This is a genomic window from Paenibacillus allorhizoplanae (genome assembly GCF_927798215.1).
GTDB classification, from domain to species: Bacteria; Bacillota; Bacilli; order Paenibacillales; family NBRC-103111; genus Paenibacillus_E; species Paenibacillus_E allorhizoplanae.
The window spans coordinates 30,783-53,361 of record NZ_CAKMMW010000008.1 but is presented as its reverse complement, the minus strand read 5'-3'; the positions used below and the strand labels follow the sequence as shown (position 1 = coordinate 53,361).

The following is a 22,579-nucleotide window of genomic DNA, read 5'->3' as shown; positions in this document are numbered from 1 at the left end:
ACAATCTCGATGATACAATACGTATCTAATAAATAGGGAAGTTAAAGGAGTGACTACATGCGTCGTTGGGTAGTGTACACTGCAGGCTGTCTCTTTGTTGGAATCATCGGGGGGGGATTAGGTGTTTATTGGAAATATGAGCCCGTTCATCATTTTGAGCAAGTAGATGTGCCCGTTTTAAGCCAACCATCGGTTCCTATTGAGGAAGGAGTGACGGTCATTCAGCCTAAAGTTGCTGTAGAGCCAACACTTCAAGTCACGCAGCAAGTACCTGCTAAACCGATTAAATCATTCAATGTGCTTCTTCTTGGGACAGATGCCAGAGGTGATGAGAACGCTAGATCGGATGTTGTAATCGTTATGCACATTATTCCCAGCACGCGTAAAATCAATATGATTTCCATCCCCAGAGACAGTCGCGTCTACATAGAAGGTGTGGGATACACCAAAATAAACCATGCTCATATCCTTGGTGAGATGCGGGGAGGTAACGAGGAGGGGACGAAAGAAGCGCTTCAAACCGTATCCAATTTTCTAGATGTACCGATCAATTATTACATGAAGACGAATTTTAAAGGTTTTGAGGATTTCATCGATACCATTGGCGGCGTAAATGTAGAGGTTAAAAAAGATATTTATTTACTTCATTCTGGGGTGACACTACCTCAAGGTATGCAGCATATTGATGGCAAATTGGCGCTGAGCTTAGCAAGAGAACGATATGCTTTTGCGAATGGAGATTTCGACAGGCAGAGCGAGCAAACACAGCTATTAAAAACGGTTGCGACAGAAATATTAAGACCAGAGCATATTGGAGAAATCGCAGGTTTGTTATCAAAGGTCAAAAAAGATATGGTGGATACCAATTTCCAGGATAACGATATCATTAGCTTAGCCTGGCTATTTAAAGGAATGACAGCGGATGATTTTACTACCAAGCAAGTTCCTGGCCAAAGTGGCTATGAAATGGATCCATTAGTCCATTCACGGTTATATTATTGGATTCCGGATATGGTGAAGGTGAAGGAAATCAGCGCTACGTTGTTTAGTGATTAAAGTTATGCAGTCAAAAAAGAACCAACTTTCGCACTTTCGATACGTTTCGTATCTGGGTGATCGGAATTATTTTTTTAAAAAATGAACATCGTACGAGAGCCGCTGATTCTATCAGACTTGGGTGCGCTTACAAGAATTCTTGCTTAAATCCATACAGGATTCTAATCATATCCTAGGGTTTCCGGGCATAACTTTGAAAACAGATGATTGAATTTTCACACGTGCTATGCAAGACTTTGAGGATCTATCGAACTTTCTAATTTATGAAATCCTCTTGACAAGATACGAGATGTATCATAAATTGAAAGCAGAATTAAAGCGAAATGTCATAAAACATAACATGATCAGGAGTGGTGCTCTTTTATGGAAAAAGATAAGCCAGTTACACTTGAGATTAAAGATGTTTTAAGACATTTGGGACTGGATTTGCAACAGTTTCTGTTGTGGAAAGAAGGCCAGTCGAAGAAACCCCTCCAAGCTAATCCCAACAATGCTCCCCTCACTCCCGAGCGATAACACACATCGCATCGGCGTCCAAACAATCCCCTATAAACTCATTAACGTACGCCACACTAGTCGCACATGGAAGTCAGCATCTGTTGTAGTCAGGCTCGAGATGATACATATCGTAACATTAAGGAGGGGAATAGATGACTACATCGTTTGTTGAAGGATCAGAAATGGTTTTGAGATACCCTTGTTATGGTTTGATGAATATTAGACAGATTGACGGGCGAATGCTGGAATCCAAGTATACGCCGTTCAAAGTGATCGACATTAGCCCTTCGCAAATGGGCTTCACTTCTTATTTAAGTCTACCCATAAATGAAAATGTGATTTGGTGTTTCCAATTTAAGTTTCATAACGAAGACATATCGATATGCGGCGTGCTTCGTGTAAGAAGCCAGTTTGAGAATGGCTATGTCTATGCCGTGGAATGGTTGGAGGAAGAAACCCTGACAGGGGCCATCGTGCTACAAACTCTCCGTTATTGGGAGCATCAATTTAAGAATGAATTTGAGAAGGCCGTGCGTGGCTATCTCAATGCCATGGAGCTGACTAGTAAGACAACAATGGATGTTTCATGCTGATTGATACACATTGTCATATCTTACCTGGTATGGATGATGGCGCTAGAACATGGGATGAAGCCATCGAAATGGCCCAATTTGCTTTAAGTGAAGGTATTCATACAATCGTGGCCACGCCTCACCATGGTGATGGAAGACACGACAATATTGCAGAGAAGGTTGATCTTGCTGTCCAAGAGTTGAATGATGAGCTTGAGACACGTCGTATTCCCGTTCGTATCCTTCCAGGCCAAGAAGTTAGAGTCACTAAGGGACTTCTTCTTGACTTGGATGCAGGATGCATTCGAACACTGAATCATAGTCAGTATGTTTTGCTTGAGCTGCCTCCAACAGGTATTCCTAGTTATTTTGACGAGGTCTTGTATGAATTGCAAGTACTTGGTTTAACAGTTATCCTCGCACATCCGGAAAGGCAGCTTGATTTTATAGTAAATCCCCGCTTGCTTCACAGCTACGTGGAACAGGGATGCCTGTGCCAGATTACTTCACAGTCCTTGATGGGACGATTTGGTCGCAAAATACAAAAGTTCGCCATGTATGTTTGCAAATCGCAATTAGCTCATTTGATCGCCTCGGATGCGCATAATTTGGCCAGTAGAAGGAGTCATTTAGCAGAAGCTTTTTCGTATTTGGAAAAGGTTCAGGGTCGTAAAGCTCTGGAGCGGTATTCCATTAACGCGGCATGTGTCATACGAAACGAGACGATCGTGACAGAGACCATTCCATATAAACGGAGGTTGTGGTCTCTACCATTACATTAACTATTGGAGGTCACAATGGAAATTGAACTCAGACAATATTTGACCATTGTTCAAAAAAAGATCGGATTGATTGCAAGCATTGTGCTCCTGGCAAGTGTAGTTACTGGACTTGTGAGCTACTATTTGATTGCTCCGCTGTATGAAGCGAGTTCTAAGATCATCGTCAATAAATCGACGGATATTCAAGGCAGGGATAATCTCGATTACGATTCCATACGGACGAATGCGTTGTTGATTAAGACCTATAAGGAAATTATTCTAACCCCTGCCATCCTCGATAATGTGGTTGCGAAGTATCCTGAGCTTGGTGTGACAAGCGCTGACCTCATGGACATGATTCTTGTGAGTTCAACGGTGGATACGCAAGTGATGACCATATCGATTAGAAGTTTATCAGCAGAGAAGGCAGCTAAGACAGTGAATGCCGTCTCCGAAGTATTCAAGAATACAATACCTTCGATTATGAAGGTGGATAATGTTGTTATTTTGAATGAAGCAAAGCCCGAGAATAATCAAGGTCCTGTTTCACCCAATATGATCATGAATGTGGCGATCGCATTCGTCCTGTCCCTCATGTTTGCTGTTGGCCTGGTGTTTCTCTTAGATTATTTGGATGATTCCATCCAGTCGGAAGTCGACATTGACCAATATCTTGGCTTACCTACACTTGCAACCATTTCAAGAGTAAAGCCAGAAGACATGCTAAGCAAAGCTCCTTCTAAATCACATAGAAAGGTAGGCGATACGGTCTATGCGAACGCTAATCAATAAGCATCAACTCATTACAGAATTGCATCCTAAATCTCAAGTGTCCGAATCTTATCGAACCTTAAGAACGAACATTCAGTTTTCATCGATTGATCGGATCATGAAGACGATTTTAGTTACATCGGCGCAGCCTGGAGAAGGGAAATCAACAACAGCTGCTAACTTATCCGTTGCCTACGCACAAGAGGGGAAGAAGGTACTTATTGTTGATGCTGATCTACGCAAGCCGACCATTCATCATTATTTTGGGGTATCGAATCGGTATGGTTTGACTAGCGCCATTGTGAATCGAACGCAATTTGATGAGTTTATCAGTGAGACGTCGATTGAGAATTTATCGCTGATTACCTCAGGTCCCATTCCTCCTAACCCTTCTGAATTGCTAATGTCGCAGAAAATGACCGCTTTCCTGGAAGAAATGACAGCCAGATTCGATGTCATCATTATTGATTCACCGCCAACATTAGCTGTGGCAGACGCCCAAATTTTAGCAACCAAATGTGATGGTGTTGTCATGGTCATTAGTGATGGGAAAGTCAAACGAGATATGGCAAGAAAGGCTATTCATAACTTGGAAAGGGTCCAGGCAAAGATTCTAGGTGTCGTCCTCAACAACAAACGTCATAGGAAAAGTGACGCTGCCTATTATTACTATTATGGAGATAAGGAATAGCTAGTTAAAAGATCGAGTCGTGTTGTTTTCATCAAGAAGACAGCATGCCTGGTTTTTTTAAAACCAACAAAAGAAGCTAAATAGAGAAGAGATATTAGGAGGAGTATTGGATGGAGAGAACAGTAAGGAAAGCAATTATTCCTGCAGCTGGTTTAGGGACCCGATTTTTACCCGCAACGAAAGCGATGCCGAAAGAAATGCTGCCCATTGTCGATAAGCCGACCATTCAATACATCGTTGAAGAAGCCGTTGAATCAGGAATTGAGGACATCATCATTGTGACGGGGAAAGGAAAGCGCGCCATCGAGGACCATTTCGACAATGCTTTTGAATTGGAATACAGCTTAGCGGAGAAAGGGAAGTTGGAGCTTCTTGAGGAAATTCTGAGGCCTGCCAAAGTAGACATTCATTATATTCGTCAAAAGGAAGCGAAAGGACTTGGTCATGCCGTTTGGTGTGCGCGTCGCTTTATTGGTAACGAGCCCTTCGCTGTGTTACTAGGTGATGATATTGTAACGGCGGACGTACCTTGTTTAAAACAATTGATGAATCAATATGAAAGGACGCAATGCTCCGTAATTGGCGTACAGCCTGTTTCTGAGGAAGAAACCAAACGATATGGCATTATAGATCCTGTGAACAGGAACGGGAAATTATATCAAGTTCGCAATCTTGTGGAAAAACCACAACCGGGGACAGCACCTTCCAAGCTTGCCATTATGGGACGCTACATTCTTACGCCGGAAATATTTGAATTTCTCGACCTTCAGGAACGTGGTGCAGGAGGAGAAATCCAACTGACGGATGCCATTTCGAAACTGAATGAGATACAGAATGTGTATGCCTATCATTTTAATGGGATTAGGTATGATGTTGGTGAAAAGCTCGGGTTTATCCTTACTTCGTTAGATTTCGCTCTTCGGAACAATGAGCTTAGGGTGCCACTCTTGCAGGCGCTCAATGAAGTGCTGAAACGTGAAAAGTCACCTCGCGCGATTGGTTAGGAGGGAAGCGAATGTCTAAATTATCCAACGATTCATCGGTGATCGAAGCAAACCAATACTATCCTAGAACGAGATGGAAAAACGCAGATAGCTCCATGGTTTACTATTTAATTGCTAAACGAGTATTGGATATTATAGGTGCATGTTTTGGACTTCTTTGTTGTTTACCCTTGTTCATTGTGCTAGCTATACGTATGAAGTTGGAAGATCCTAAGGGACACATATTCTTTTATCAGCAGCGAGTAGGTAAAGATGAGAAAGTATTCAACATGTACAAGTTTAGATCGATGGTATCGAATGCAGAAGAGCTTCTTGCGGATCTACTCGATCAAAATGAAGTGGAAGGTCATATGTTTAAAATGAAAGAAGACCCTCGTATTACCAAGGTCGGGAAATTTATGCGAAAAACAAGTATGGATGAACTTCCACAATTATGGAATGTGTTGAAAGGAGATATGAGTTTAGTAGGGCCTAGACCGCCACTTCTTCGTGAGGTTGAACAGTACAGCTCCTATCATAAGCAACGTTTGCAAGTTACTCCTGGGTGTACAGGGTTATGGCAGGTTAGTGGGAGAAACGATGTTGGGTTTGAGGAAATGGTGGAATTGGATTTGACATATATTCGTGAACGGAGAATCTCATTTGAATTAAAAATCATTCTGAAAACATTCAGCGCCTTGCTCGGTTCTAAAAATGCTTATTAATTGAAGTCTGAATTCGTCCATTTGATTGATGATAACTGGGGTGTGACGTACATTCCCCAGTTATCATCAAAAAGGAGAGAGCTTAGATGAAGATCTGTTTAGCTAGTTCCACAGGAGGACACTTGGGTGAATTGAAGAAGATCATTCCAGCAGTTGCTGAACATAACTACTTTATTATTACAGAGCAAAGTGAGATGAGTCGGAGTCTGAAGGACCAAGAAAGGGTTTATTTCTTAGCGCAGCAGGAAAGAAAAAATCTACTTCTCATCATCCATTTACTCCTGAATTTGTTGATGTCCATGTATATCTTAATGAAGGAGAGGCCCAAGGTCATTATAACTACGGGAGCGGGTGCTGTACTTGGACTCTGCTTTCTAGGGAAAATGTTCGGGTCGAAAATTGTGTACATTGAAAGCTTTGCTAAAGTGTATACGTCGAGTGTAACCGGTAGGTTCATTTATAAAATTGCAGATCAATTTTATATTCAATGGGAGCAATTAAGAGAAGTTTATCCCGAAGGGACGTACAGGGGGAGCTTATATTGATTTTAGTAACGGTAGGTACGCAGAGGTTTCAATTCAATCGATTATTACGTTCAGTAGATCAATTAGTAGAGGAAGGCGTACTGACAGATTCCGTTATCGCTCAGATTGGATATTCGGATTATAAGCCCAAGCATTATCCGTATTCCGACTTTTACAAACAAGATGACATAGCTAAATTAACCAAAGAGTGCGACGCATGCATTACGCATGGTGGAATCGGATCGATTCTAAACGCGCTCAATTGTGGGAAAAAAGTTATTGTTATGCCTAGAAAAAAGATATTAGGCGAACATGTAGATGATCATCAATCCGAAATTTCATCTGCCTTTCAAGAAAAAGGATACATTCAGGTTGCAGAAAATGTGGATCAATTACGGTTTCTTATGTCAGGGATCAATGATCTACCATTTAACACATACATACAAGAGGAATCCAACCTCCTTTACGCAATTAAAGCCTATATTCAAACTTTAGGTTAGGAGGGGAACTAAGATGAAATCTAAGATACTTGTGGTAGGTTCATCGTTAAAGGATATGGGTGGAATCGTTACGGTCATTAGAAATATTGAACAATCGAATCTCACAGAACAGTATGAGTTAACCAGAGTGGAAACTTACATTACGGGGAGCGTACTAGCGCGATTGCACATCTTCATAGTAGGTCTGATTCGCTATCTCTATCAATTGTTATGGTATCGGCCAGATATCGTCCATATTCATATGTCCAATGGTGGGAGCTTTTACAGGAAATCCATGATGGTGATGATTGGTAAAATAGTCAGAGTTCCCATCATCCTGCACATACATGCAGCAAGCTTCGATGATTTTTATAATCACAATTGGGTTCAGAAGAGATATTGTCAGTTCATACTAAATAGCGTTGATTTATTAGTGGTTTTATCGCAAGAATGGAAAAAATATTTCTCTACCATTGTTCCTCCTAGGAAAATAGAGATTCTTTATAATGGGGTTTTTAAAATGGAGGAGCAGTTTAGCCGGACGAATTCTACACCGACTTGTCTTTTCCTAGGGAGATTGGGAGAGCGAAAGGGAGTATATGATCTGCTTCTAGCCATTAAAAAATTGAAAGAAAAAGGAGTTAAAAGTAAGTTCCTGTTAGCTGGTGATGGCGAAATTACGGAAGTGAAACAACTACTAAAAGATTATCAAATCGAGGATACGGTTGAAGTGCTAGGTTGGATAAATGTACATGAGAAGGAAGACTTGCTAAGAAAAGCAGATATGCTAGTGCTGCCCTCCTACCATGAAGGGTTGCCAATGGCCATCTTAGAAGCTATGAATTTTTCATTGCCGGTTATTTCAACTTACGTAGGGGGAATACCTGAGCTTATCCAACATGGGGAAAATGGTTATCTGGTTGAGCCCGGTGACATCGAGGGACTGACGAAATCATTGGAAATGCTAATAAATGACCAGCACACGATTATTAAAATGGGAGAGAAGAACAGGAAATTGATTCATAATCAATTCGATATCAATATGCTGATGAAAGAATTATCACACATGTATCAAAGGCTTATTTTAAAATGACAAATAGCATCTAAAAGGAATGATTCATAGTGAGCTTAACGATGAGAGGTATCTTGTGCTTTTTTTTATTCATGTTTGCTCAGGATCTGATAACCATCCAAATGAACAGCACTTTAGGCAGCTATTTATCTTACGTGGACGAATTCTTCATTATAGGAAGCATTGGTATCATCCTTGTTAAATCTAATTTTAGAATTAAGAAAAGTACATTGATCTTGTCGTTAGTCACGATAGGGGTGCTGTTTTTCGGGTTGCTGTCTAGTGCCATGAATCAAGTGCCCTTAAGTACGACATTAGCCGGTGGATTACTAACCATAAAAGGGTTCTTACTGTTTTTTATATTTGAAAATCTAACGATGAACGAAAATAATATTCGGCAACTGATGCGTTTTTTTAAGGTTCTTGGTGGGCTGGCAGCTGTTTTTGCGCTTGTTGATCTCTTGTTCCATGAGCAGTTTCGAAATCTCTTGCATACGAACAATTTATTGGATGCGAGATCTAATTTAGTCAGTGTGCAATCCTTTTTTATTCATCCAGGTACCTATGGCTGGTTTATGGTATTTGTAGGTTTGTACTATTTATCGCATTATCTCGTTCACAAACCCAAAAAATCACTCATCTATACGATTGTTTTCTTTATCCTTGCTTTTCTTTCGCTGCGATTTAAGGTGTTGCTGGCAATAGCCGTTATCTTAACTTTAGTTGCCATGAAGAAACGCATCTATACGGCAGCACTTGCGTGCGTAGGCATCATCATCTACTTGTTTTTTGGAGACATGATAAACAATCTGACCATGTTAACCATAGACAGATACATCTCCGTAGATTATATGGACTCGGCTCGTAAAGCCTTGTATCACACGGGATTTACAATTGGGTTTCATGATTTTCCGTTAGGGGAGGGATTTGGGAGATTTGGGAGTTGGATAGCCAGAGTGGACTACAGTCCTGTTTATTATGAATATGGTTTACAAAGCGTATACGGTTTGAGCCCAGATGATCCGAAGTGGGCAACCGATACGTACTGGCCATCGATTATTGGCGAGGTTGGCATTCTGGGAACCATCCTATTTGTTACTTTCTTTATCTACGTTATGAGAGGGATTTATGTGAAATTGCATGACGCAAGAGTCAGCAAGAATGGGAAAGTATTTCTCCTCTTTTCTTTATTTATCATAATTCAGAGCTTGGTAGAATCGTTAGGGGAGCAAATATTTAATGGCTCTCCACAGTATATTTTTATTTTTGCGGTCATGGGCATGGCAGCCTCTCAAGTTGAAAAAGGAGATCACTTACTAAGCAGTCAGGCAAGCGTACAACTCTATGCCAAAAGGAAGTATTCCTATGACTCGAGTACTGTTTAAAACGGGGCTAGTCTTATTTTTGATCACAATAGTAAGTAAGATACTCGGATTTACAAGGGAAATATTGATAGCCAAAAATTACGGGACTTCTTCACTGGCAGATGCTTACTACGTTGCGTTAACGCCAACTATGTTAGCTATCACATTCTCCTTTACACTCAGCAGCGTGTTTCTCCCCTTATTTGTTAATTTTGCTTCGGATAAAAGAAAATCGAATGTATTTACGAACAATGTGTTATTCCTATTTTTTGCTATTTTTATTGTGGCTTATACGTTGGTAATCGTATTTACACAACATTTTATTCATCTACTTGCGCCTGGCTTAACAGAGGAAGCGGAAGCCATGGCCATCACGCTGGTGAGAATATTATTTCCTCTCGTATTTATTGTCATCGCCATTCAGATCTATACCTTAATGTTGAATACATTTCATGACTATATGGCTTCAGCAGCAAGCATCCTTCCCAATAACCTCATCATTATTGCCTATCTCTGGTTATTCGCAGATAAGTATGGGATTGTTGGTGTCGCCGTTACAACGCTGGTCTCCTATGTCCTACAACTTATCATACTTTACTTCCTGATTAAGGGTCATCACTATAAAGTCGTCAGAAATGTGGAGCTTTGGAGTTCAAACTCTAAGACATTCTTGCTATTGCTCTATCCGATCCTGATTAGCTCTGGCTTCACGCAATTTAGTTCCGTCGTAGACCGGATATTGGCGTCAGGCATTTCTGAGGGAGCAATTGCTGCTCTGTCCTATGCCTTTAATTTAAGGGGGATAGCGACCGGCATCTGTATTACCCCCGTAATTACACTTACGTTCCCTGAACTATCACGGCTTTCACATAACCAAGATTACGAGAAAGTTAGTACACTAACGCACAATAGTTTGTTTTCACTATTCATTCTCTTAATGCCTCTAACCGTCATATTCATGTCTTTTAGTCATGTCATCGTCCAAACACTGTTAGAAAGAGGAAGTTTTGATGCGCAAGCCACGGCAATGACTTCAGCTATTTTTTGGGCCTATTCCATAGGGATCATTGCCATTGGGTTTAGAGAGGTCACATTGAGAGCTTTCTATAGTTACGGAGATACGAGAACACCAACCTATATTATGATTTCTGGCACAGTGGTGAACATTGTTCTCAGTTTCATTTTAGTGAAAACGATGGGCATTATAGGGCTCGGGTTATCAGCAAGTATGGCGTTTATCATCACAGCAGTTATTACGGCCATTTTACTCAAAAAGAAACAAGATTTCGTATGGTCGAAAGACTTTATCCGAAAAATGATTAAGCTTTCCGTGGCCATGGGAGGATGTGGATTAGCTATCTATTTGCTAAAGCTGGTTCATGTGTTCGGCAGCTTATTCGTAATGAATACATTTTACACGGTCATTGGATTAAGTTTATACACGCTGTTAGCCTACTTCACTTTTATTGCTCTATTACTTGTCATGAAAGAAGATGACCTTATCATCTTCATGAAGAAGCTACTCTTTCATAGGAAAAAGGAGATGAAGCTAGGATGAATATCTTAATTATTAATGCTCATTCCTCCAAGAATAAAGGAGATGCAGGTATTGTTCTTTCGATGATTGATGCGATCAAAAAACACAATATCGATTGCAGTATTCGCATTCATAGTAGATTCCCGGAAATCGATAATGAATTTTATGAAGAACAGGTTACTTCTTGTGTGGATAATGTTTCGATTGACCCAGATACTTCGAAAATAGAAAAGATTGGATCGGTATTGAGGCTGCTGCCTTATTTGAAGAATCTAAGGAAAATAAAATCAGATGATTATGAATGGGCGGATGTGGTGGTAAGTTGTGGAGGGGGATTTTTACTTTCACACAGATTTAGTGTAGCGCTTATGCAGCATTTGGTTCAAATTAAAACCGCTTTTAACTACGGCAAGCCAGTTGTTATTTATTCGCAATCCATTGGCCCTTTTTATAATTCCTATATGCAAAAGCTGGCGAAGGAGATTCTCGACCAGGTAGATCGAATCTTCCTGAGAGAAGCTGTATCCAAACGATGGCTTGAGAAAATAGGGTGCAGCAATAAGAACGTAGTATTAGTTCCTGATTCAGCTTTTTCAATGCAGGAAGTTAGCTCTCCACGGGTAGATAGCATAATGGAGGGAATTAAGGAGTCACATGCAGGCCCCATTATTGGGTTCACGGTTAGGGATTGGAATTTTCCAGAGATGAAGGATACGCAAGCTTATAGGTCCAAGTATATTGCAAGTATCCGATATGCGATTCAGTATATTCATCAGAACTATAAGGGGAAGGTATTGTTAATGCCTCAAGTGCTGGGGCCCAATGCCTTTAATGATGATAGGATCATCAGCAGAGAAGTGCTAGAAGGAATAGACGCCGGGCATGCTGAGTTGTTGGCGTTTGATTTCCACCCCAGGGAATTGAAATATTTATATTCTAAAATGGATATGTTTGTTGGGACTAGAATGCACTCCAATATTTTTGCTCTCTCCAATCATATACCGACTGTCGCCATCAATTATGAACATAAAACGAGAGGCATTATGGAAATGCTTGGTTTACATGACTATGTGGTGGATATCTCGGATATTGAACCCGAGTCCTTCATACAAATGATCCATCATTGTTGGCTGAATAGGCAGGAAGTAAGGGCTAAACTTGCTAAGGAAATTCCGCTTGTTGTGGAAGAAGCAGAGTTGCCAGCCCAAATTCTTAAAGTGTTATAAATGGGCTAAACCAAATGGATATAAAGGGGTGAGATGCCTTGATTACTTATTTAAGAGCTGACATTCATCGTTATGTAAAAGTAGGAAACCACGTTAGTTTATTATCGAAAATGAAAATGCTATTTCTGCATGAGCCTATGTGGTATCTCATCATCTATCGAGCAGGGAGTTATGTGAAAGATCATTTTAGGATTCCAGTTATTAAACAATTGTTATATATCATCCTGTTTATCCTTCATAAATTCGTTTCAATTGTGATGGGCATTCAAATTCCGCTCGGAACCCAAATTGGCAAAGGGGTCTATTTGCCTCATTATGGCACGATCGTGGTTCATCGGGATACCATCATCGGTGAGAACTGCAATATTGGACAAGGCGTTACGATCGGGATTGCCGGCAGGGGGGAAAAGAAGGGGGTTCCACAAATAGGAAATAAGGTATATATCGCACCTGGAGCCAAAATTATTGGAAAAATAGTTGTTGGTAATAATGTGATGATTGGTGCGAATTCGGTCGTAACGAAAGATGTGCCTGATAACGCTGTTGTTGCAGGTGTGCCAGCCAAAATTATTAGTTACAAGGGATGGGAATAGACTCAAAAAACACGCCCTCTGGATGAGAGAGGGCGTGTTTTCTTCATTTTCTAGTTCAATAAATGCTTGAACGCGCTGTAATCAATCTTTTGCTTTTCGAGAAAGCTCGTCAAGCTCCGATAGTCTCGTTTCGGCGTTGCAAGTATGTAACCTTCGATACAGTGTTCTCGTGTGACCTCATTCGCATTGCCCTCTAGAGCTACTTGTCCGATGCGCGCGGCGATGGAATGCTTGGCAATATCACGGAACGCTGTCGGGACAGGTGATACTAATTGGTCGAGAAATGCTTTGGAATCCGCTGTCCATAGATGACGAGACGTGTCCACATAATGATTTTGCCAATCGAGTTTGGACTTGCCGTCCTCTTTGGGAAGGACCTTAATAAACTTGCGGAACATGAAGAACCCGCCGATGGACATGAATGCAAGTAACACGCATACCCAGAAAATGATGAAATACATAAAGAAATCATTCGCCATTTATTTGTCACCTCACTAATTTGCTTCAAATAGATAGTAAGAATTATACCTTATTTCTAGATTTCTTGCGACAATACGAGTAAAATAGGAGGGTAGCAGCTACTAATAAAGGAGTTATGAACTATGCCGAAAATTGGATCACACGTTTCCTTCTCAGATAAAGGCTTACTAAATGCAGCAGAAGAAGCCGTTTCCTACGGATCATCCACGTTTATGATATACACAGGCGCACCGCAAAATACGCGCCGTAAACCGATCGAAGAGCAGTATATTGAAGAAGGCAAAGCTGTAATGGACAAGCATGCCATGAATGAAATCGTCGTTCATGCACCATACATTATCAACTTGGGTTCTTATAAAGATGATACCTTTGAACTCGCAGTGCGTTTCCTTCAAGAAGAAATCCGCCGGACGGATTACATCGGTGTTCGCAATATCGTACTTCATCCTGGTGCTTACACGGACAAGGATGCCGACTATGGGATTGAAAGAATTGCTGATGGCTTGAATGAAGTGCTTGCTGGGGTTAAAGATACGAATGTTAACATTGCGCTGGAAACGATGGCTGGTAAAGGGACCGAAATTGGCCGTAGCTTCGAGGAAATCGCAGAAATCATGGAGCGCGTAGAGTTCAACAACAAGTTGACTGTATGTATGGATACTTGCCATATTCACGATGCGGGGTATGATATCGTGAATGATTTGGACGGCGTGCTGCACCATTTCGATCGTACGATCGGACTTGAGAAGCTCGGTGTCATTCATTTGAATGACAGTAAGAATCCTCGCGGAGCTAGCAAGGATCGCCACGCACCACTAGGTTCAGGATGGATTGGCTTCGAAGCGATGAATAATATTGCTAATCATGAGAAGTTGCAGCATTTGCCTATGATCTTAGAGACGCCTTGGATTGGAAAAGAAGACAAAACACAACGTCCGATGTATGAAGCGGAAATCGCCTTGCTTTCCGGCAACTTAAGTGGCCGATTTGGCGGCGAGTTCCTGGACCAAGTGGAGCGAATTGACTTTTTGATGAACAAAAAAGATATTCACTACCGTGACTTCGTTCTTAAAACATGGGAATTGCTCAAAAATGATGCCAAAGCGAAGAAAGCGGATGGACGTGAGCCGCTGGAACGTTTATATGATATGCTTCATGAGGAACGCCTTTTCGCTGATCTAAGTGAAGAACAAATCAATCAACGATTGATTGTTTGGCTTGCTGGAAATGACATCTTGAAGAAGGCTTAAGTTTCACATAGACAGAAATTGCTAGGGGGATACAGATGGAAGCGGGAACCACGAACAGCTCAAATCGCCGGGAGAGCGATTTGGTGAATAGAGCAAGAATGCTAATTTCTTGCCCGGATCAGCCGGGTATAGTAGCAGCAGTATCACAATTCCTATTTGAATATGGTGCCAATATTGTGCAATCGGATCAGTACACGATGGATCCAGAAGGCGGGATGTTCTTCATCCGAATTGAATTCGATTTAACGGAATTGGCGAGTCGCGTAGAGACATTAAGAGCGGATTTCTCCACCGTTGCTGAGAAGTTCTCGATGGACTGGAGCCTTGCCCTGGCAAGTCAGAAGAAGCGGATTGCGATCTTCGTTTCGAAGGAAGACCATGCCTTGCTCGAATTGTTATGGCATTGGCGTGCAGGGGATCTCAATGCGGATATTGCGATGGTGATCTCTAACCACAATGATATGCGTTCTCTAGTGGAGCCCTTCGGGATTCCATTTCATCACATTCCAGTTACCGCGGCAACCAAAGCAGAGGCGGAACAGCGCCAGCTTGAGGTTATTGGTGATGGCGTCGATGCGATTGTGCTTGCGCGCTATATGCAGATCGTTTCCCCATCATTTATCCAAAATTACGCAAATCGCATCATCAATATTCACCACTCCTTCTTACCTGCTTTTGTAGGCGGTAAGCCTTATGCGCAAGCGCATAACCGCGGAGTCAAGATTATTGGTGCGACAGCGCATTATGTGACGGACGAGCTAGACGCCGGTCCGATTATTGAGCAGGATGTGCAGCGTGTGAGTCACCGAGATAATGTTGAGGATTTGAAAAGAATTGGTCGTCACATCGAACGAATCGTTCTTGCACGCGCAGTAGCGTGGCATGTGGAGGATCGGATTATCGTTCACAATAATAAAACGGTTGTTTTTAACTAGTATAAAGCAGGTTGTACCCAGTTATGGGTACAGCCTATTTATATATAGGCGAGAAGTATAACGTTTTAACGGGTTATTGTGGCAAAGCCTTAAAGCAAATGGTACAATAATGCAAGCGAGTAAAGTCACTTGTATGTACAAGTTAATTGGCTGATGAAAATACAGAAATCATGGAGGGAAATATCGAATGACAGCATCAAACAAAACAATTGAACAATTAGCCGTCGACACGATCCGTACGCTTGGTATCGACGCGGTTGAGAAAGCCAAATCAGGCCACCCAGGTATGGTAATGGGAGCTGCACCAATGGCCTACGTGCTGTGGAAACAGCATATGAAACACAATCCTTCGAATCCTAAATGGGTAAACCGTGACCGTTTTGTTCTATCTGCAGGACACGGATCCATGCTTCTATACAGCTTACTTCACCTATGTGGCTATGATCTGCCAATGGAAGAGATCAAGAACTTCCGCCAATGGGGAAGCAAAACCCCTGGTCACCCCGAGTATGGTCACACGGCAGGTGTTGATGCAACGACAGGTCCACTTGGACAAGGCGTTGGTATGGCAGTAGGTATGGCGATGGCTGAAGCTCACTTGAGAGAGACTTACAACAAAGAGAACTTCCCAGTTATCGACCACTACACGTACGCAATTTGCGGCGATGGCGATATGATGGAGGGCGTTTCCTCTGAAGCGGTTTCCCTTGCAGCTCATTTGAAACTGGGCAAATTGATCATGATGTACGATTCCAACGATATTTCGCTTGATGGCGAATTGAATATGGCGTTCTCTGAAAACGTGCAAGCACGTTTCGAAGCTTACGGCTGGCAAGTGATTCGCGTAGAAGAGCAGAATGACCTTGCAGCAATCTCCAAGGCGATTGCTGAAGCGAAAGCTGATACAACTCGTCCTACGTTGATTGAAGTGAAAACGACAATCGGTTTCGGTTCCCCGAACAAAGGTGGTAAAGGCGGTCACGTTGGACCACACGGTTCACCACTTGGCGGCGACGAAGTGAAATTGACGAAGCAAGCTTATGGCTGGCCAGAAGAGCCGGATTTCCTTGTTCCAGATGAAGTTCGTGCACACTATGCTGAAATTGGGCAAGAAGGTGCTGCTGCTGAAGAAGCTTGGAGCAACCTGTTGAACGATTACATCAAAGCGTACCCAGAGCTTGGCAACCAATTCAGCGCTGCTGTGAATGGTGAGCTTCCAGCTGGATGGGATGCTGATCTTCCTAAATACACAACAGAAGACAAGCCTATGGCTACGCGTGTTGCTTCTGGTAATGCGATCAATGCTGTTGCAGGCAAATTGCCGCAATTGATTGGTGGTTCCGCGGATCTAGCGAGCTCCAACAACACGATGATCAAAGGCGAATCCAACTACAGCGCTAGCAACTATGCTGGTCGCAACGTATGGTTCGGTGTTCGTGAGTTCGGTATGGGTACAGCAATGAATGGTATGGCGCTTCATGGTGGTGTTAAAGTCTACGGTGCAACATTCTTCGTATTCTCCGACTACCTGCGTGCTTCTATCCGTCTTGCAGCACTTATGCAGCTTCCTGTTATTTATGTTCTAACGCATGATAGTATCGCTGTTGGTGAAGATGGACCGACGCATGAGCCGATCGAGCAATTGCCGGCACTTCGTGTGATTCCAGGCATCACAGTCATCCGTCCTGCTGATGGTAACGAAACGTCCGAAGCTTGGCGTTATGCGATTTCCGAAGCGAAAGGTCCAGTTGCGCTTGTCTTGACTCGTCAAAACTTGCCGATCCTTCCAGGTACGGTTGAAGGAGCTAAAGCGAACCTAAGCAAAGGCGGATACGTGGTATCTGACGCTGCAAACGGTCAACCGGATGCACAAATCCTAGCAACTGGTTCCGAAGTACAACTGGCTGTAGCTGCTCAAAAATTGCTGCAAGCCGAAGGCATCAACGTTCGCGTTGTCAGCTTACCGAGCTTGGAACTATTCGAGAAGCAATCCAAAGAATACAAAGATTCCGTTATCTTACCAGGCGTGAAGCAGCGTCTCGCTGTTGAGATGGCGTACCCACTTGGCTGGGAGCGTTATACAGGCGATGAGGGTTCAATCCTAGGCATTTCCACTTTCGGAGCATCGGCGCCAGGGGATACCGTTCTTAGAGAATACGGCTTCTCACCAGAGAACGTTGCAGCACGCGTAAAAGCTTTGTTAGGCTAAAATAATGGCAGGGGCTCAGCTCGTCTGAGCCTCGGCTTGTACTTATTCATAGTCATTTTAGAGGGGGAACTTTTAACCATGTCCAGCTTTGAAAATGTAACCGTACTTACGAAAGCCAATGTTTATTTCGATGGAAAAGTAACAAGCCGCACTGTGCAATTCGCAGACGGAACGAAGAAAACACTAGGCATCCTGCTTCCAGGTGAATATGAGTTCGGAACAGATGTGAAAGAAATTATGGAAATCCAAGCTGGTGAGCTGAACGTATTGCTTCCAGGCAGCACAGAGTGGATTACAATCAGTGGTCAAGGTGAGTTCACCGTGCCAGCGAACGCGAAATTCAAGCTCGAAGTGAAAACCGTGAGCGACTATATTTGTTCTTATATCGCTGAGTAATCACGCGGTGAGTCGAACGCTTTAAAGACAAAAAAACCATACATCGTAATTGAACAATATGTTCAATGGATGTATGGTTTTTTATTTGGAAGACCAGCTATAGAAGGAGCGGATCTCCATCTGCAGTACTTCTTCGATGTCGGTCATGCGTATCCATAGTTGCTGGATTGAAGGGTGCTCATCGAGTAGGAGCGTATGTCGTTGCTTTATTCGTGAGAGGCTGATCCCAAAAGACGCAGGACGTGCAGGATTGACGATGAGGTCTTCGATCAGCACGGTTATTCCGGCTTCTAGCTCGGGGATTTCTTCCATATGAAGCTGCTGAAAAGGAGCGCTTATTGGAATGTAAAGGGTTGTCTTACTAAAGTCGAGTTCGTTAGGCTGAAAACGCAGCGCCATGATCGATGGTTGTATGCGCTCTTCATGAAAGTCATAAAAGACGGCTAGCTTGACGATCAGCCATTCCTCCTTTTCGCTGCAATTGCTCGAGCTTGTTCATGATGGCGCGGGTTGCGTCAGACCAGTTGGCTGAGTCGTACGTCCTCACTTGACTCTGTGAGAATTGTTGGTATTCATGATCCAATATCCCTTGCAGGACGCGTCGCTGGATTTGTTCAATCCGTTCATTGGCAAGCCGATACGTCACCTGAAATTCTTCAGAAAGAAAGGCGACCATTTCATTCTTTTGTTCAGGTAGCGAAAGTTTCTTCAGCATAGACATAGGAATAGCCGCGTAGAGTTGAAACGCAGATGCATCCTGCTCTTGCCAATCGACATAGCGATCAGGCATCACCATTTGGTTGCCGGAATGACGAAGCACATGACAAAGCTCATGGAGAAAGTCTTCCCACTGTTCTTTGGCGGATAAGCGGCGGTCAACATTGATGGTGAATAGTCCATCTTTCTCGATGGCCATACTGTTCATATCCATCGTATAAACCCAAATATGCAGCTTAGCAGCCAAGTTCGTCATAGTGAGTTGAGCTGGTGATGTGATGCTAAGTTGACTATATAAAGCCTCAACCCATTGCTCAAGAGAGGTCGATTGGTAATGAGTGAACAGGTGAAACACCTCGCTTTAAGAATGTATGTTCGCTTATTTGTGGTAAAGAAAAGCCCGTCAGGGCTTAGCTTTGCGTTATTAAAAGATTACCTAGATTACTGCTGGCTGTCAGGTGTTCGGTTCTGCTGCTGCTCCTTGATAAAGTTCCAGAAGCGGAGCATCTCGTCGCGGCGCTCTTTGGGAGCACTTTTGAAGTCTTTAAAAAATAAGCTCACATCAGGGTCATCGACTTCGTCAAGACCGTCTCCAGATAAGCCATCGAGTGACTCCTCTTCCGTTGGAGCAAATCCAGCAAGCAGCAGAAGCTCGTCCTTCTCAGCGATGCTAAGCGCATCTGCTAAGGCGATAACCGTTTCCCTTGAGGGGCTAAAGCGGTTATTTTCTATGGAGTTAATAAATGAATAACTAACACCGGACCGTTCGCCAAGCTCTCTGAGGGAATAATTATTCATCTTTCGCAGATCCCGGATTCGGATGCCGAATTGCACCATATCTTTCATCGTTTGATCACCTGGTTCTATTGTAAATGGTGAGCGGTGCAAAAAACAAGGGGGAGATCACTAAAAAGTTTTGAATATCAAAACTTTTTGTGTTGAAATTTTAAACAAGAGATCGTATGATGTGTTTAGAATTTCAAAACGACAAATTTTAGGAGATGATCAAGGGATGGTAAAACGTATTTTGAATATAGAGCAGGAACAGATTGATCGCCGAGCAACACGCAAAAGGGTGGAGACTGTGCTTGAAACCTTACGTATGTACCGAGCGATGGGGGATTTAAGAAAAGGAAATGAAGCTATTTCCGCTAGGAATCAGTGGTTCAAAGTGGCAGAGCACACAGCTCCTTACCAGACGGGATCAGATGAACACATGCGAGGTATATGTCAGGAAGTGGAGCAGGCCATATCTCGGCTGGACGAGCAAGAGCAGGGAATTATCCGGGAACGTTATTTAAAAAGGGACAAGACGTTCGATTTTCTGCTGTTTCATGAGCTTAATTTGAGTGAGCGTACGTATCGACGGATGAAGGCTAGAGCGATCGAGAAGCTAGCGTACATGCTGCGGTTGGAAGTGAAGCTACAACAAGGGTGACTGAAAGTTGGCCATTTATTGGCAGTTCACCTAAAATATGGCGTGGTATAATCGTTATGTAGCCAAGCAAGGGAGGTGATGTCGCTGAGCAGATGCACAAGAAACCGTTCCGGCGGAGGTGTAAGGAGTGAAGAAATGTTTTGAAAAGAAAAAAATGTTTTGAAATTCAAAACAAAAGAAAAGAAAGGAGCAACACATGAACAATTTTGGATTTAACCTGTTTTCAGACACGTTTGGAGCCGTTGTGACTTACACTTTGGGTGAGTGGAGTGAGATTATCAGTCTATTCTTAATGGCGATAACCGTCGAATATGTTACGGGCATTGCCGCCTCGATGAAAGAACAGCAAGGGTCTATCAGTCAAGTTGGTTTTTGGAGACTTGCACGCAAAGGACTGATGCTGCTTGTCATTATGCTGGCACATCGCATGGATATTCTCTTGGATACAGACCTCATGATGACAGGCGCAATCTATTTTTACTTAGCGAATGAGTTTATTTCAATTACGGAAAATTACGGACGTTTAGGTCTGCCTCTTCCAGTCTTTTTGAAGCAAATGATTCAAGTTTTGCGAAGCAAGGGGGAAGGGTTGTGAGTAAGGAAGCCAATTAAATTATTAACTTTTTATCTGCCGCTTGGACAAGCACGGAGGATGTCGAAGCTAGGGAAGAATTCCAACGTTTAGCCAATGAGCTCCGTAAAGTGTCAGGCCAGATGTGAACCGTCATATGCAGCATGTAACCAATGTGCAGGAGACAACTTCTTTCTTCATCTGCGCTGCTGAAGAAACCCGAGAGCCCTTATACAGCAAGCTATTTGAATTCATCTAGCAATTTGGTTGTCTGGAGTGCATAGCTGATCAGACACTTTTCCTTAATAATAAAATAAACAATATTAGGTAAGGAGAGCGCACATCATGACAGAGAAAGTTCAAACCGTGCAAGTACCTGATTTTCCGAATAGACACTATGTGATTACTGAGTTTGGAGCTTTGGGGGATGGAATCCACTCCAACACAGCAGCGATCAACAAGGCAATTGAGGTTTGTGCAGCAGCGGGAGGAGGAACGGTTGTCATCCCGCGCGGGATTTGGTTAACAGGTCCCATTCAACTGAAAAGCCGAGTTCGGCTGCATACGGAAGAGGGAGCCTTAGTTACGTTTAGCCGAAAATGGGAGGAGTATCCGCTCATACTGAGCAACTACGAAGGCCTGAAAGCGGTACGTGCCATGCCTGCCCTGTATGGCGAGCAGCTGCATCAAGTGGCGATCACAGGGAAAGGTATTTTCGACGGTTCAGGAGATGCGTGGCGTCCAGTTAGGAAGTATGAAATGACTGAGCAGGTATGGAACGATATCGTGGAATCTGGCGGCGTAGTGGACGACAATGACTTGTGGTGGCCAACCGAGGAAGCAATGATCGGGAGAAAGCGCACAGAAGCACTTCAGGCTGAAGGGAATTACGAAATTGCTCAATATGAGCCCTATCAAGTTTACTTGCGCCCTGTTCTGCTAGGGTTAACAGCTTGCACAGAGGTCCTATTGGATGGACCTACTTTTCAAAATTCAGGCAGCTGGTGTTTGCACCCACGTCTATGCGAACATGTGACGATTCGCAACGTCAAGGTGCGGAATCCATGGTATTCCGTCAATGGAGACGGGCTGGACCTTGAATCATGCCGATTCGCGAACATTCATGATTGTATGTTTGATGTAGGAGATGATGCGATTTGCCTGAAATCCGGTAAAAACCTACAAGGACGCGAGGCGGCTGCGCCTACGGAGTATGTCTCCATCCGAAACTGTACCGTGTATCACGGACATGGTGGTTTTACGGTGGGGAGTGAAATGTCAGGTGATATCCGTCATGTTGATGTCTCAGATTGTACGTTCATAGGCACAGACAACGGACTTCGTTTCAAGAGCACGAGAGGTCGCGGCGGCATCGTCGAGCATATCCAGATTGCAAATATTCAAATGAAGGATATCATCCACAGTGCGATTGTTTTTGATATGTATTATGAAATCAAACAGGATGAGGTGGATAGGGTCGAGGTCACAGATGAAACACCTTGTTTCTGTCATATTTCGATTAAGGATACGGTAAGTGAGGGCTCGTCCAAGGGCATTTTCATCCGAGGGCTACCGGAAATGCCGATTCACGATCTGCATTTTGAGCGGGTAACCGTTGCCGCAGAGACAGGTATCGTCTGTATCGATGCGCAAAATATTCTATTTCAGGACGTTCATATCACACGCGAAATCAGGTGACGTGCTGACGCAAAAAAATTGCAGTCATATCCG

Annotated in this window: 26 protein-coding genes; 22 read left to right on the top strand and 4 right to left on the bottom strand. The window is 43.0% G+C overall.

Annotation, left to right across the window (positions count from 1 at the left end; translation table 11 throughout):
• The first annotated feature begins 57 nt into the window (after positions 1-57).
• From L6I86_RS15245 to L6I86_RS15175, 15 genes are all read left to right on the top strand, one after another.
• The gene (locus L6I86_RS15245) at positions 58-1,056 is read left to right on the top strand and encodes an LCP family protein (RefSeq protein WP_236288367.1); all 999 of its coding nucleotides are present in this window, start codon (positions 58-60) and stop codon (positions 1,054-1,056) included.
• Positions 1,057-1,419: 363 nt separating this feature from the next.
• On the top strand, positions 1,420-1,572 hold the full coding sequence (locus tag L6I86_RS15240; protein WP_157256765.1) for a hypothetical protein: 153 nt from the start codon (positions 1,420-1,422) through the stop codon (positions 1,570-1,572).
• A 134-nt stretch (positions 1,573-1,706) separates the two neighbouring features.
• On the top strand, positions 1,707-2,147 hold the full coding sequence (locus L6I86_RS15235; RefSeq protein WP_236288365.1) for a hypothetical protein: 441 nt from the start codon (positions 1,707-1,709) through the stop codon (positions 2,145-2,147).
• The gene (locus L6I86_RS15230) at positions 2,141-2,908 is read left to right on the top strand and encodes a tyrosine-protein phosphatase (RefSeq protein WP_236288363.1); all 768 of its coding nucleotides are present in this window, start codon (positions 2,141-2,143) and stop codon (positions 2,906-2,908) included. Before L6I86_RS15235 ends, L6I86_RS15230 begins: the two co-directional genes overlap by 7 nt.
• 15 nt (positions 2,909-2,923) lie before the next feature.
• Positions 2,924-3,679: a YveK family protein gene (locus L6I86_RS15225; RefSeq protein WP_236288361.1), complete on the top strand. Its 756-nt coding sequence runs from the start codon at positions 2,924-2,926 to the stop codon at positions 3,677-3,679.
• Positions 3,660-4,349: a CpsD/CapB family tyrosine-protein kinase gene (locus L6I86_RS15220; RefSeq protein ID WP_236288358.1), complete on the top strand. Its 690-nt coding sequence runs from the start codon at positions 3,660-3,662 to the stop codon at positions 4,347-4,349. The genes L6I86_RS15225 and L6I86_RS15220 overlap by 20 nt, the downstream gene beginning before the upstream one ends.
• A gap of 110 nt (positions 4,350-4,459) precedes the next feature.
• On the top strand, positions 4,460-5,353 hold the full coding sequence (gene galU, locus L6I86_RS15215) for a UTP--glucose-1-phosphate uridylyltransferase GalU (RefSeq protein WP_056608988.1): 894 nt from the start codon (positions 4,460-4,462) through the stop codon (positions 5,351-5,353).
• A gap of 11 nt (positions 5,354-5,364) precedes the next feature.
• Positions 5,365-6,057: a sugar transferase gene (locus tag L6I86_RS15210; protein ID WP_236288356.1), complete on the top strand. Its 693-nt coding sequence runs from the start codon at positions 5,365-5,367 to the stop codon at positions 6,055-6,057.
• 86 nt (positions 6,058-6,143) lie between these two features.
• The gene (pssD, locus tag L6I86_RS15205; protein WP_236288355.1) at positions 6,144-6,602 is read left to right on the top strand and encodes a PssD/Cps14F family polysaccharide biosynthesis glycosyltransferase; all 459 of its coding nucleotides are present in this window, start codon (positions 6,144-6,146) and stop codon (positions 6,600-6,602) included.
• Positions 6,599-7,081 (top strand): PssE/Cps14G family polysaccharide biosynthesis glycosyltransferase, encoded by a 483-nt coding sequence (gene pssE, locus L6I86_RS15200; protein WP_236288353.1) that lies wholly within the window; start codon positions 6,599-6,601, stop codon positions 7,079-7,081. Before pssD ends, pssE begins: the two co-directional genes overlap by 4 nt.
• A gap of 13 nt (positions 7,082-7,094) precedes the next feature.
• Positions 7,095-8,153 carry a glycosyltransferase family 4 protein gene (locus L6I86_RS15195; protein WP_236288352.1) on the top strand — a complete coding sequence of 353 codons (1,059 nt, stop codon included), beginning with the start codon at positions 7,095-7,097 and terminating at the stop codon, positions 8,151-8,153.
• A gap of 71 nt (positions 8,154-8,224) precedes the next feature.
• A complete protein-coding gene (locus L6I86_RS15190; protein WP_236288351.1) occupies positions 8,225-9,517 on the top strand; it encodes a hypothetical protein in 1,293 nt (430 codons plus the stop codon).
• Entirely contained in the window at positions 9,498-11,054 is a 1,557-nt protein-coding gene (murJ, locus tag L6I86_RS15185; RefSeq protein WP_236288348.1) for a murein biosynthesis integral membrane protein MurJ, read from the top strand. Before L6I86_RS15190 ends, murJ begins: the two co-directional genes overlap by 20 nt.
• Positions 11,051-12,259: a polysaccharide pyruvyl transferase family protein gene (locus L6I86_RS15180; RefSeq protein WP_276574864.1), complete on the top strand. Its 1,209-nt coding sequence runs from the start codon at positions 11,051-11,053 to the stop codon at positions 12,257-12,259. The genes murJ and L6I86_RS15180 overlap by 4 nt, the downstream gene beginning before the upstream one ends.
• A gap of 38 nt (positions 12,260-12,297) precedes the next feature.
• Positions 12,298-12,852 carry a serine O-acetyltransferase gene (locus tag L6I86_RS15175; RefSeq protein ID WP_236288344.1) on the top strand — a complete coding sequence of 185 codons (555 nt, stop codon included), beginning with the start codon at positions 12,298-12,300 and terminating at the stop codon, positions 12,850-12,852.
• Between the two features lie 50 nt (positions 12,853-12,902).
• Here the strand turns inward: L6I86_RS15175 and L6I86_RS15170 are convergent, their stop codons facing one another.
• Entirely contained in the window at positions 12,903-13,331 is a 429-nt protein-coding gene (locus L6I86_RS15170; RefSeq protein WP_236288342.1) for a DUF2621 domain-containing protein, read from the bottom strand.
• 123 nt (positions 13,332-13,454) lie between these two features.
• Here L6I86_RS15170 and L6I86_RS15165 point away from each other — a divergent pair, with 123 nt between their 5' ends.
• From L6I86_RS15165 to ppnP, 4 genes are all read left to right on the top strand, one after another.
• Positions 13,455-14,582 (top strand): deoxyribonuclease IV, encoded by a 1,128-nt coding sequence (locus tag L6I86_RS15165; RefSeq protein WP_236288340.1) that lies wholly within the window; start codon positions 13,455-13,457, stop codon positions 14,580-14,582.
• A 35-nt stretch (positions 14,583-14,617) separates the two neighbouring features.
• Positions 14,618-15,517, top strand: a complete 900-nt coding sequence (gene purU, locus L6I86_RS15160) for a formyltetrahydrofolate deformylase (RefSeq protein ID WP_236288338.1) — start codon at positions 14,618-14,620, stop codon at positions 15,515-15,517.
• A 187-nt stretch (positions 15,518-15,704) separates the two neighbouring features.
• Positions 15,705-17,726: a transketolase gene (gene tkt, locus L6I86_RS15155; protein ID WP_236288336.1), complete on the top strand. Its 2,022-nt coding sequence runs from the start codon at positions 15,705-15,707 to the stop codon at positions 17,724-17,726.
• A 78-nt stretch (positions 17,727-17,804) separates the two neighbouring features.
• A complete protein-coding gene (ppnP, locus tag L6I86_RS15150) occupies positions 17,805-18,122 on the top strand; it encodes a pyrimidine/purine nucleoside phosphorylase (RefSeq protein ID WP_056609015.1) in 318 nt (105 codons plus the stop codon).
• 81 nt (positions 18,123-18,203) lie between these two features.
• On the opposite strand, the gene L6I86_RS15145 is transcribed toward ppnP, so the two are convergent.
• From L6I86_RS15145 to L6I86_RS15135, 3 genes are all read right to left on the bottom strand, one after another.
• Positions 18,204-18,521 (bottom strand): hypothetical protein, encoded by a 318-nt coding sequence (locus L6I86_RS15145; protein ID WP_236288334.1) that lies wholly within the window; start codon positions 18,519-18,521, stop codon positions 18,204-18,206.
• A 31-nt stretch (positions 18,522-18,552) separates the two neighbouring features.
• Entirely contained in the window at positions 18,553-19,194 is a 642-nt protein-coding gene (locus tag L6I86_RS15140) for an ImmA/IrrE family metallo-endopeptidase (protein WP_236288332.1), read from the bottom strand.
• Between the two features lie 86 nt (positions 19,195-19,280).
• Positions 19,281-19,685 (bottom strand): helix-turn-helix domain-containing protein, encoded by a 405-nt coding sequence (locus L6I86_RS15135; RefSeq protein ID WP_236288330.1) that lies wholly within the window; start codon positions 19,683-19,685, stop codon positions 19,281-19,283.
• Between the two features lie 166 nt (positions 19,686-19,851).
• Between L6I86_RS15135 and L6I86_RS15130 the strand changes: the two genes are divergently transcribed.
• From L6I86_RS15130 to L6I86_RS15120, 3 genes are all read left to right on the top strand, one after another.
• A complete protein-coding gene (locus L6I86_RS15130) occupies positions 19,852-20,277 on the top strand; it encodes an ArpU family phage packaging/lysis transcriptional regulator (RefSeq protein ID WP_236288328.1) in 426 nt (141 codons plus the stop codon).
• 196 nt (positions 20,278-20,473) lie between these two features.
• On the top strand, positions 20,474-20,872 hold the full coding sequence (locus L6I86_RS15125; RefSeq protein ID WP_236288326.1) for a phage holin family protein: 399 nt from the start codon (positions 20,474-20,476) through the stop codon (positions 20,870-20,872).
• Between the two features lie 321 nt (positions 20,873-21,193).
• Entirely contained in the window at positions 21,194-22,546 is a 1,353-nt protein-coding gene (locus L6I86_RS15120; protein WP_236288324.1) for a glycoside hydrolase family 28 protein, read from the top strand.
• Positions 22,547-22,579: the final 33 nt, after the last annotated feature.

Bases quoted from the DNA above. Each gene is read 5' to 3' on its own strand.
- purU (WP_236288338.1), top strand. From the start codon at position 14,618: ATGGAAGCGGGAACCACGAACAGCTCAAATCGCCGGGAGAGCGATTTG.
- L6I86_RS15120 (WP_236288324.1), top strand. From the start codon at position 21,194: ATGACAGAGAAAGTTCAAACCGTGCAAGTACCTGATTTTCCGAATAGA.
- L6I86_RS15225 (WP_236288361.1), top strand. From the start codon at position 2,924: ATGGAAATTGAACTCAGACAATATTTGACCATTGTTCAAAAAAAGATC.
- L6I86_RS15125 (WP_236288326.1), top strand. From the start codon at position 20,474: ATGAACAATTTTGGATTTAACCTGTTTTCAGACACGTTTGGAGCCGTT.
- L6I86_RS15220 (WP_236288358.1), top strand. From the start codon at position 3,660: ATGCGAACGCTAATCAATAAGCATCAACTCATTACAGAATTGCATCCT.
- L6I86_RS15170 (WP_236288342.1), bottom strand. From the start codon at position 13,331: ATGGCGAATGATTTCTTTATGTATTTCATCATTTTCTGGGTATGCGTG.
- L6I86_RS15180 (WP_276574864.1), top strand. From the start codon at position 11,051: ATGAATATCTTAATTATTAATGCTCATTCCTCCAAGAATAAAGGAGAT.
- tkt (WP_236288336.1), top strand. From the start codon at position 15,705: ATGACAGCATCAAACAAAACAATTGAACAATTAGCCGTCGACACGATC.
- murJ (WP_236288348.1), top strand. From the start codon at position 9,498: ATGACTCGAGTACTGTTTAAAACGGGGCTAGTCTTATTTTTGATCACA.
- L6I86_RS15130 (WP_236288328.1), top strand. From the start codon at position 19,852: ATGGTAAAACGTATTTTGAATATAGAGCAGGAACAGATTGATCGCCGA.
- pssD (WP_236288355.1), top strand. From the start codon at position 6,144: ATGAAGATCTGTTTAGCTAGTTCCACAGGAGGACACTTGGGTGAATTG.
- L6I86_RS15195 (WP_236288352.1), top strand. From the start codon at position 7,095: ATGAAATCTAAGATACTTGTGGTAGGTTCATCGTTAAAGGATATGGGT.
- L6I86_RS15240 (WP_157256765.1), top strand. From the start codon at position 1,420: ATGGAAAAAGATAAGCCAGTTACACTTGAGATTAAAGATGTTTTAAGA.
- L6I86_RS15235 (WP_236288365.1), top strand. From the start codon at position 1,707: ATGACTACATCGTTTGTTGAAGGATCAGAAATGGTTTTGAGATACCCT.
- L6I86_RS15145 (WP_236288334.1), bottom strand. From the start codon at position 18,521: ATGGCGCTGCGTTTTCAGCCTAACGAACTCGACTTTAGTAAGACAACC.
- L6I86_RS15135 (WP_236288330.1), bottom strand. From the start codon at position 19,685: ATGAAAGATATGGTGCAATTCGGCATCCGAATCCGGGATCTGCGAAAG.
- L6I86_RS15190 (WP_236288351.1), top strand. From the start codon at position 8,225: ATGTTTGCTCAGGATCTGATAACCATCCAAATGAACAGCACTTTAGGC.
- L6I86_RS15210 (WP_236288356.1), top strand. From the start codon at position 5,365: ATGTCTAAATTATCCAACGATTCATCGGTGATCGAAGCAAACCAATAC.
- ppnP (WP_056609015.1), top strand. From the start codon at position 17,805: ATGTCCAGCTTTGAAAATGTAACCGTACTTACGAAAGCCAATGTTTAT.
- L6I86_RS15245 (WP_236288367.1), top strand. From the start codon at position 58: ATGCGTCGTTGGGTAGTGTACACTGCAGGCTGTCTCTTTGTTGGAATC.
- galU (WP_056608988.1), top strand. From the start codon at position 4,460: ATGGAGAGAACAGTAAGGAAAGCAATTATTCCTGCAGCTGGTTTAGGG.
- L6I86_RS15230 (WP_236288363.1), top strand. From the start codon at position 2,141: ATGCTGATTGATACACATTGTCATATCTTACCTGGTATGGATGATGGC.
- L6I86_RS15165 (WP_236288340.1), top strand. From the start codon at position 13,455: ATGCCGAAAATTGGATCACACGTTTCCTTCTCAGATAAAGGCTTACTA.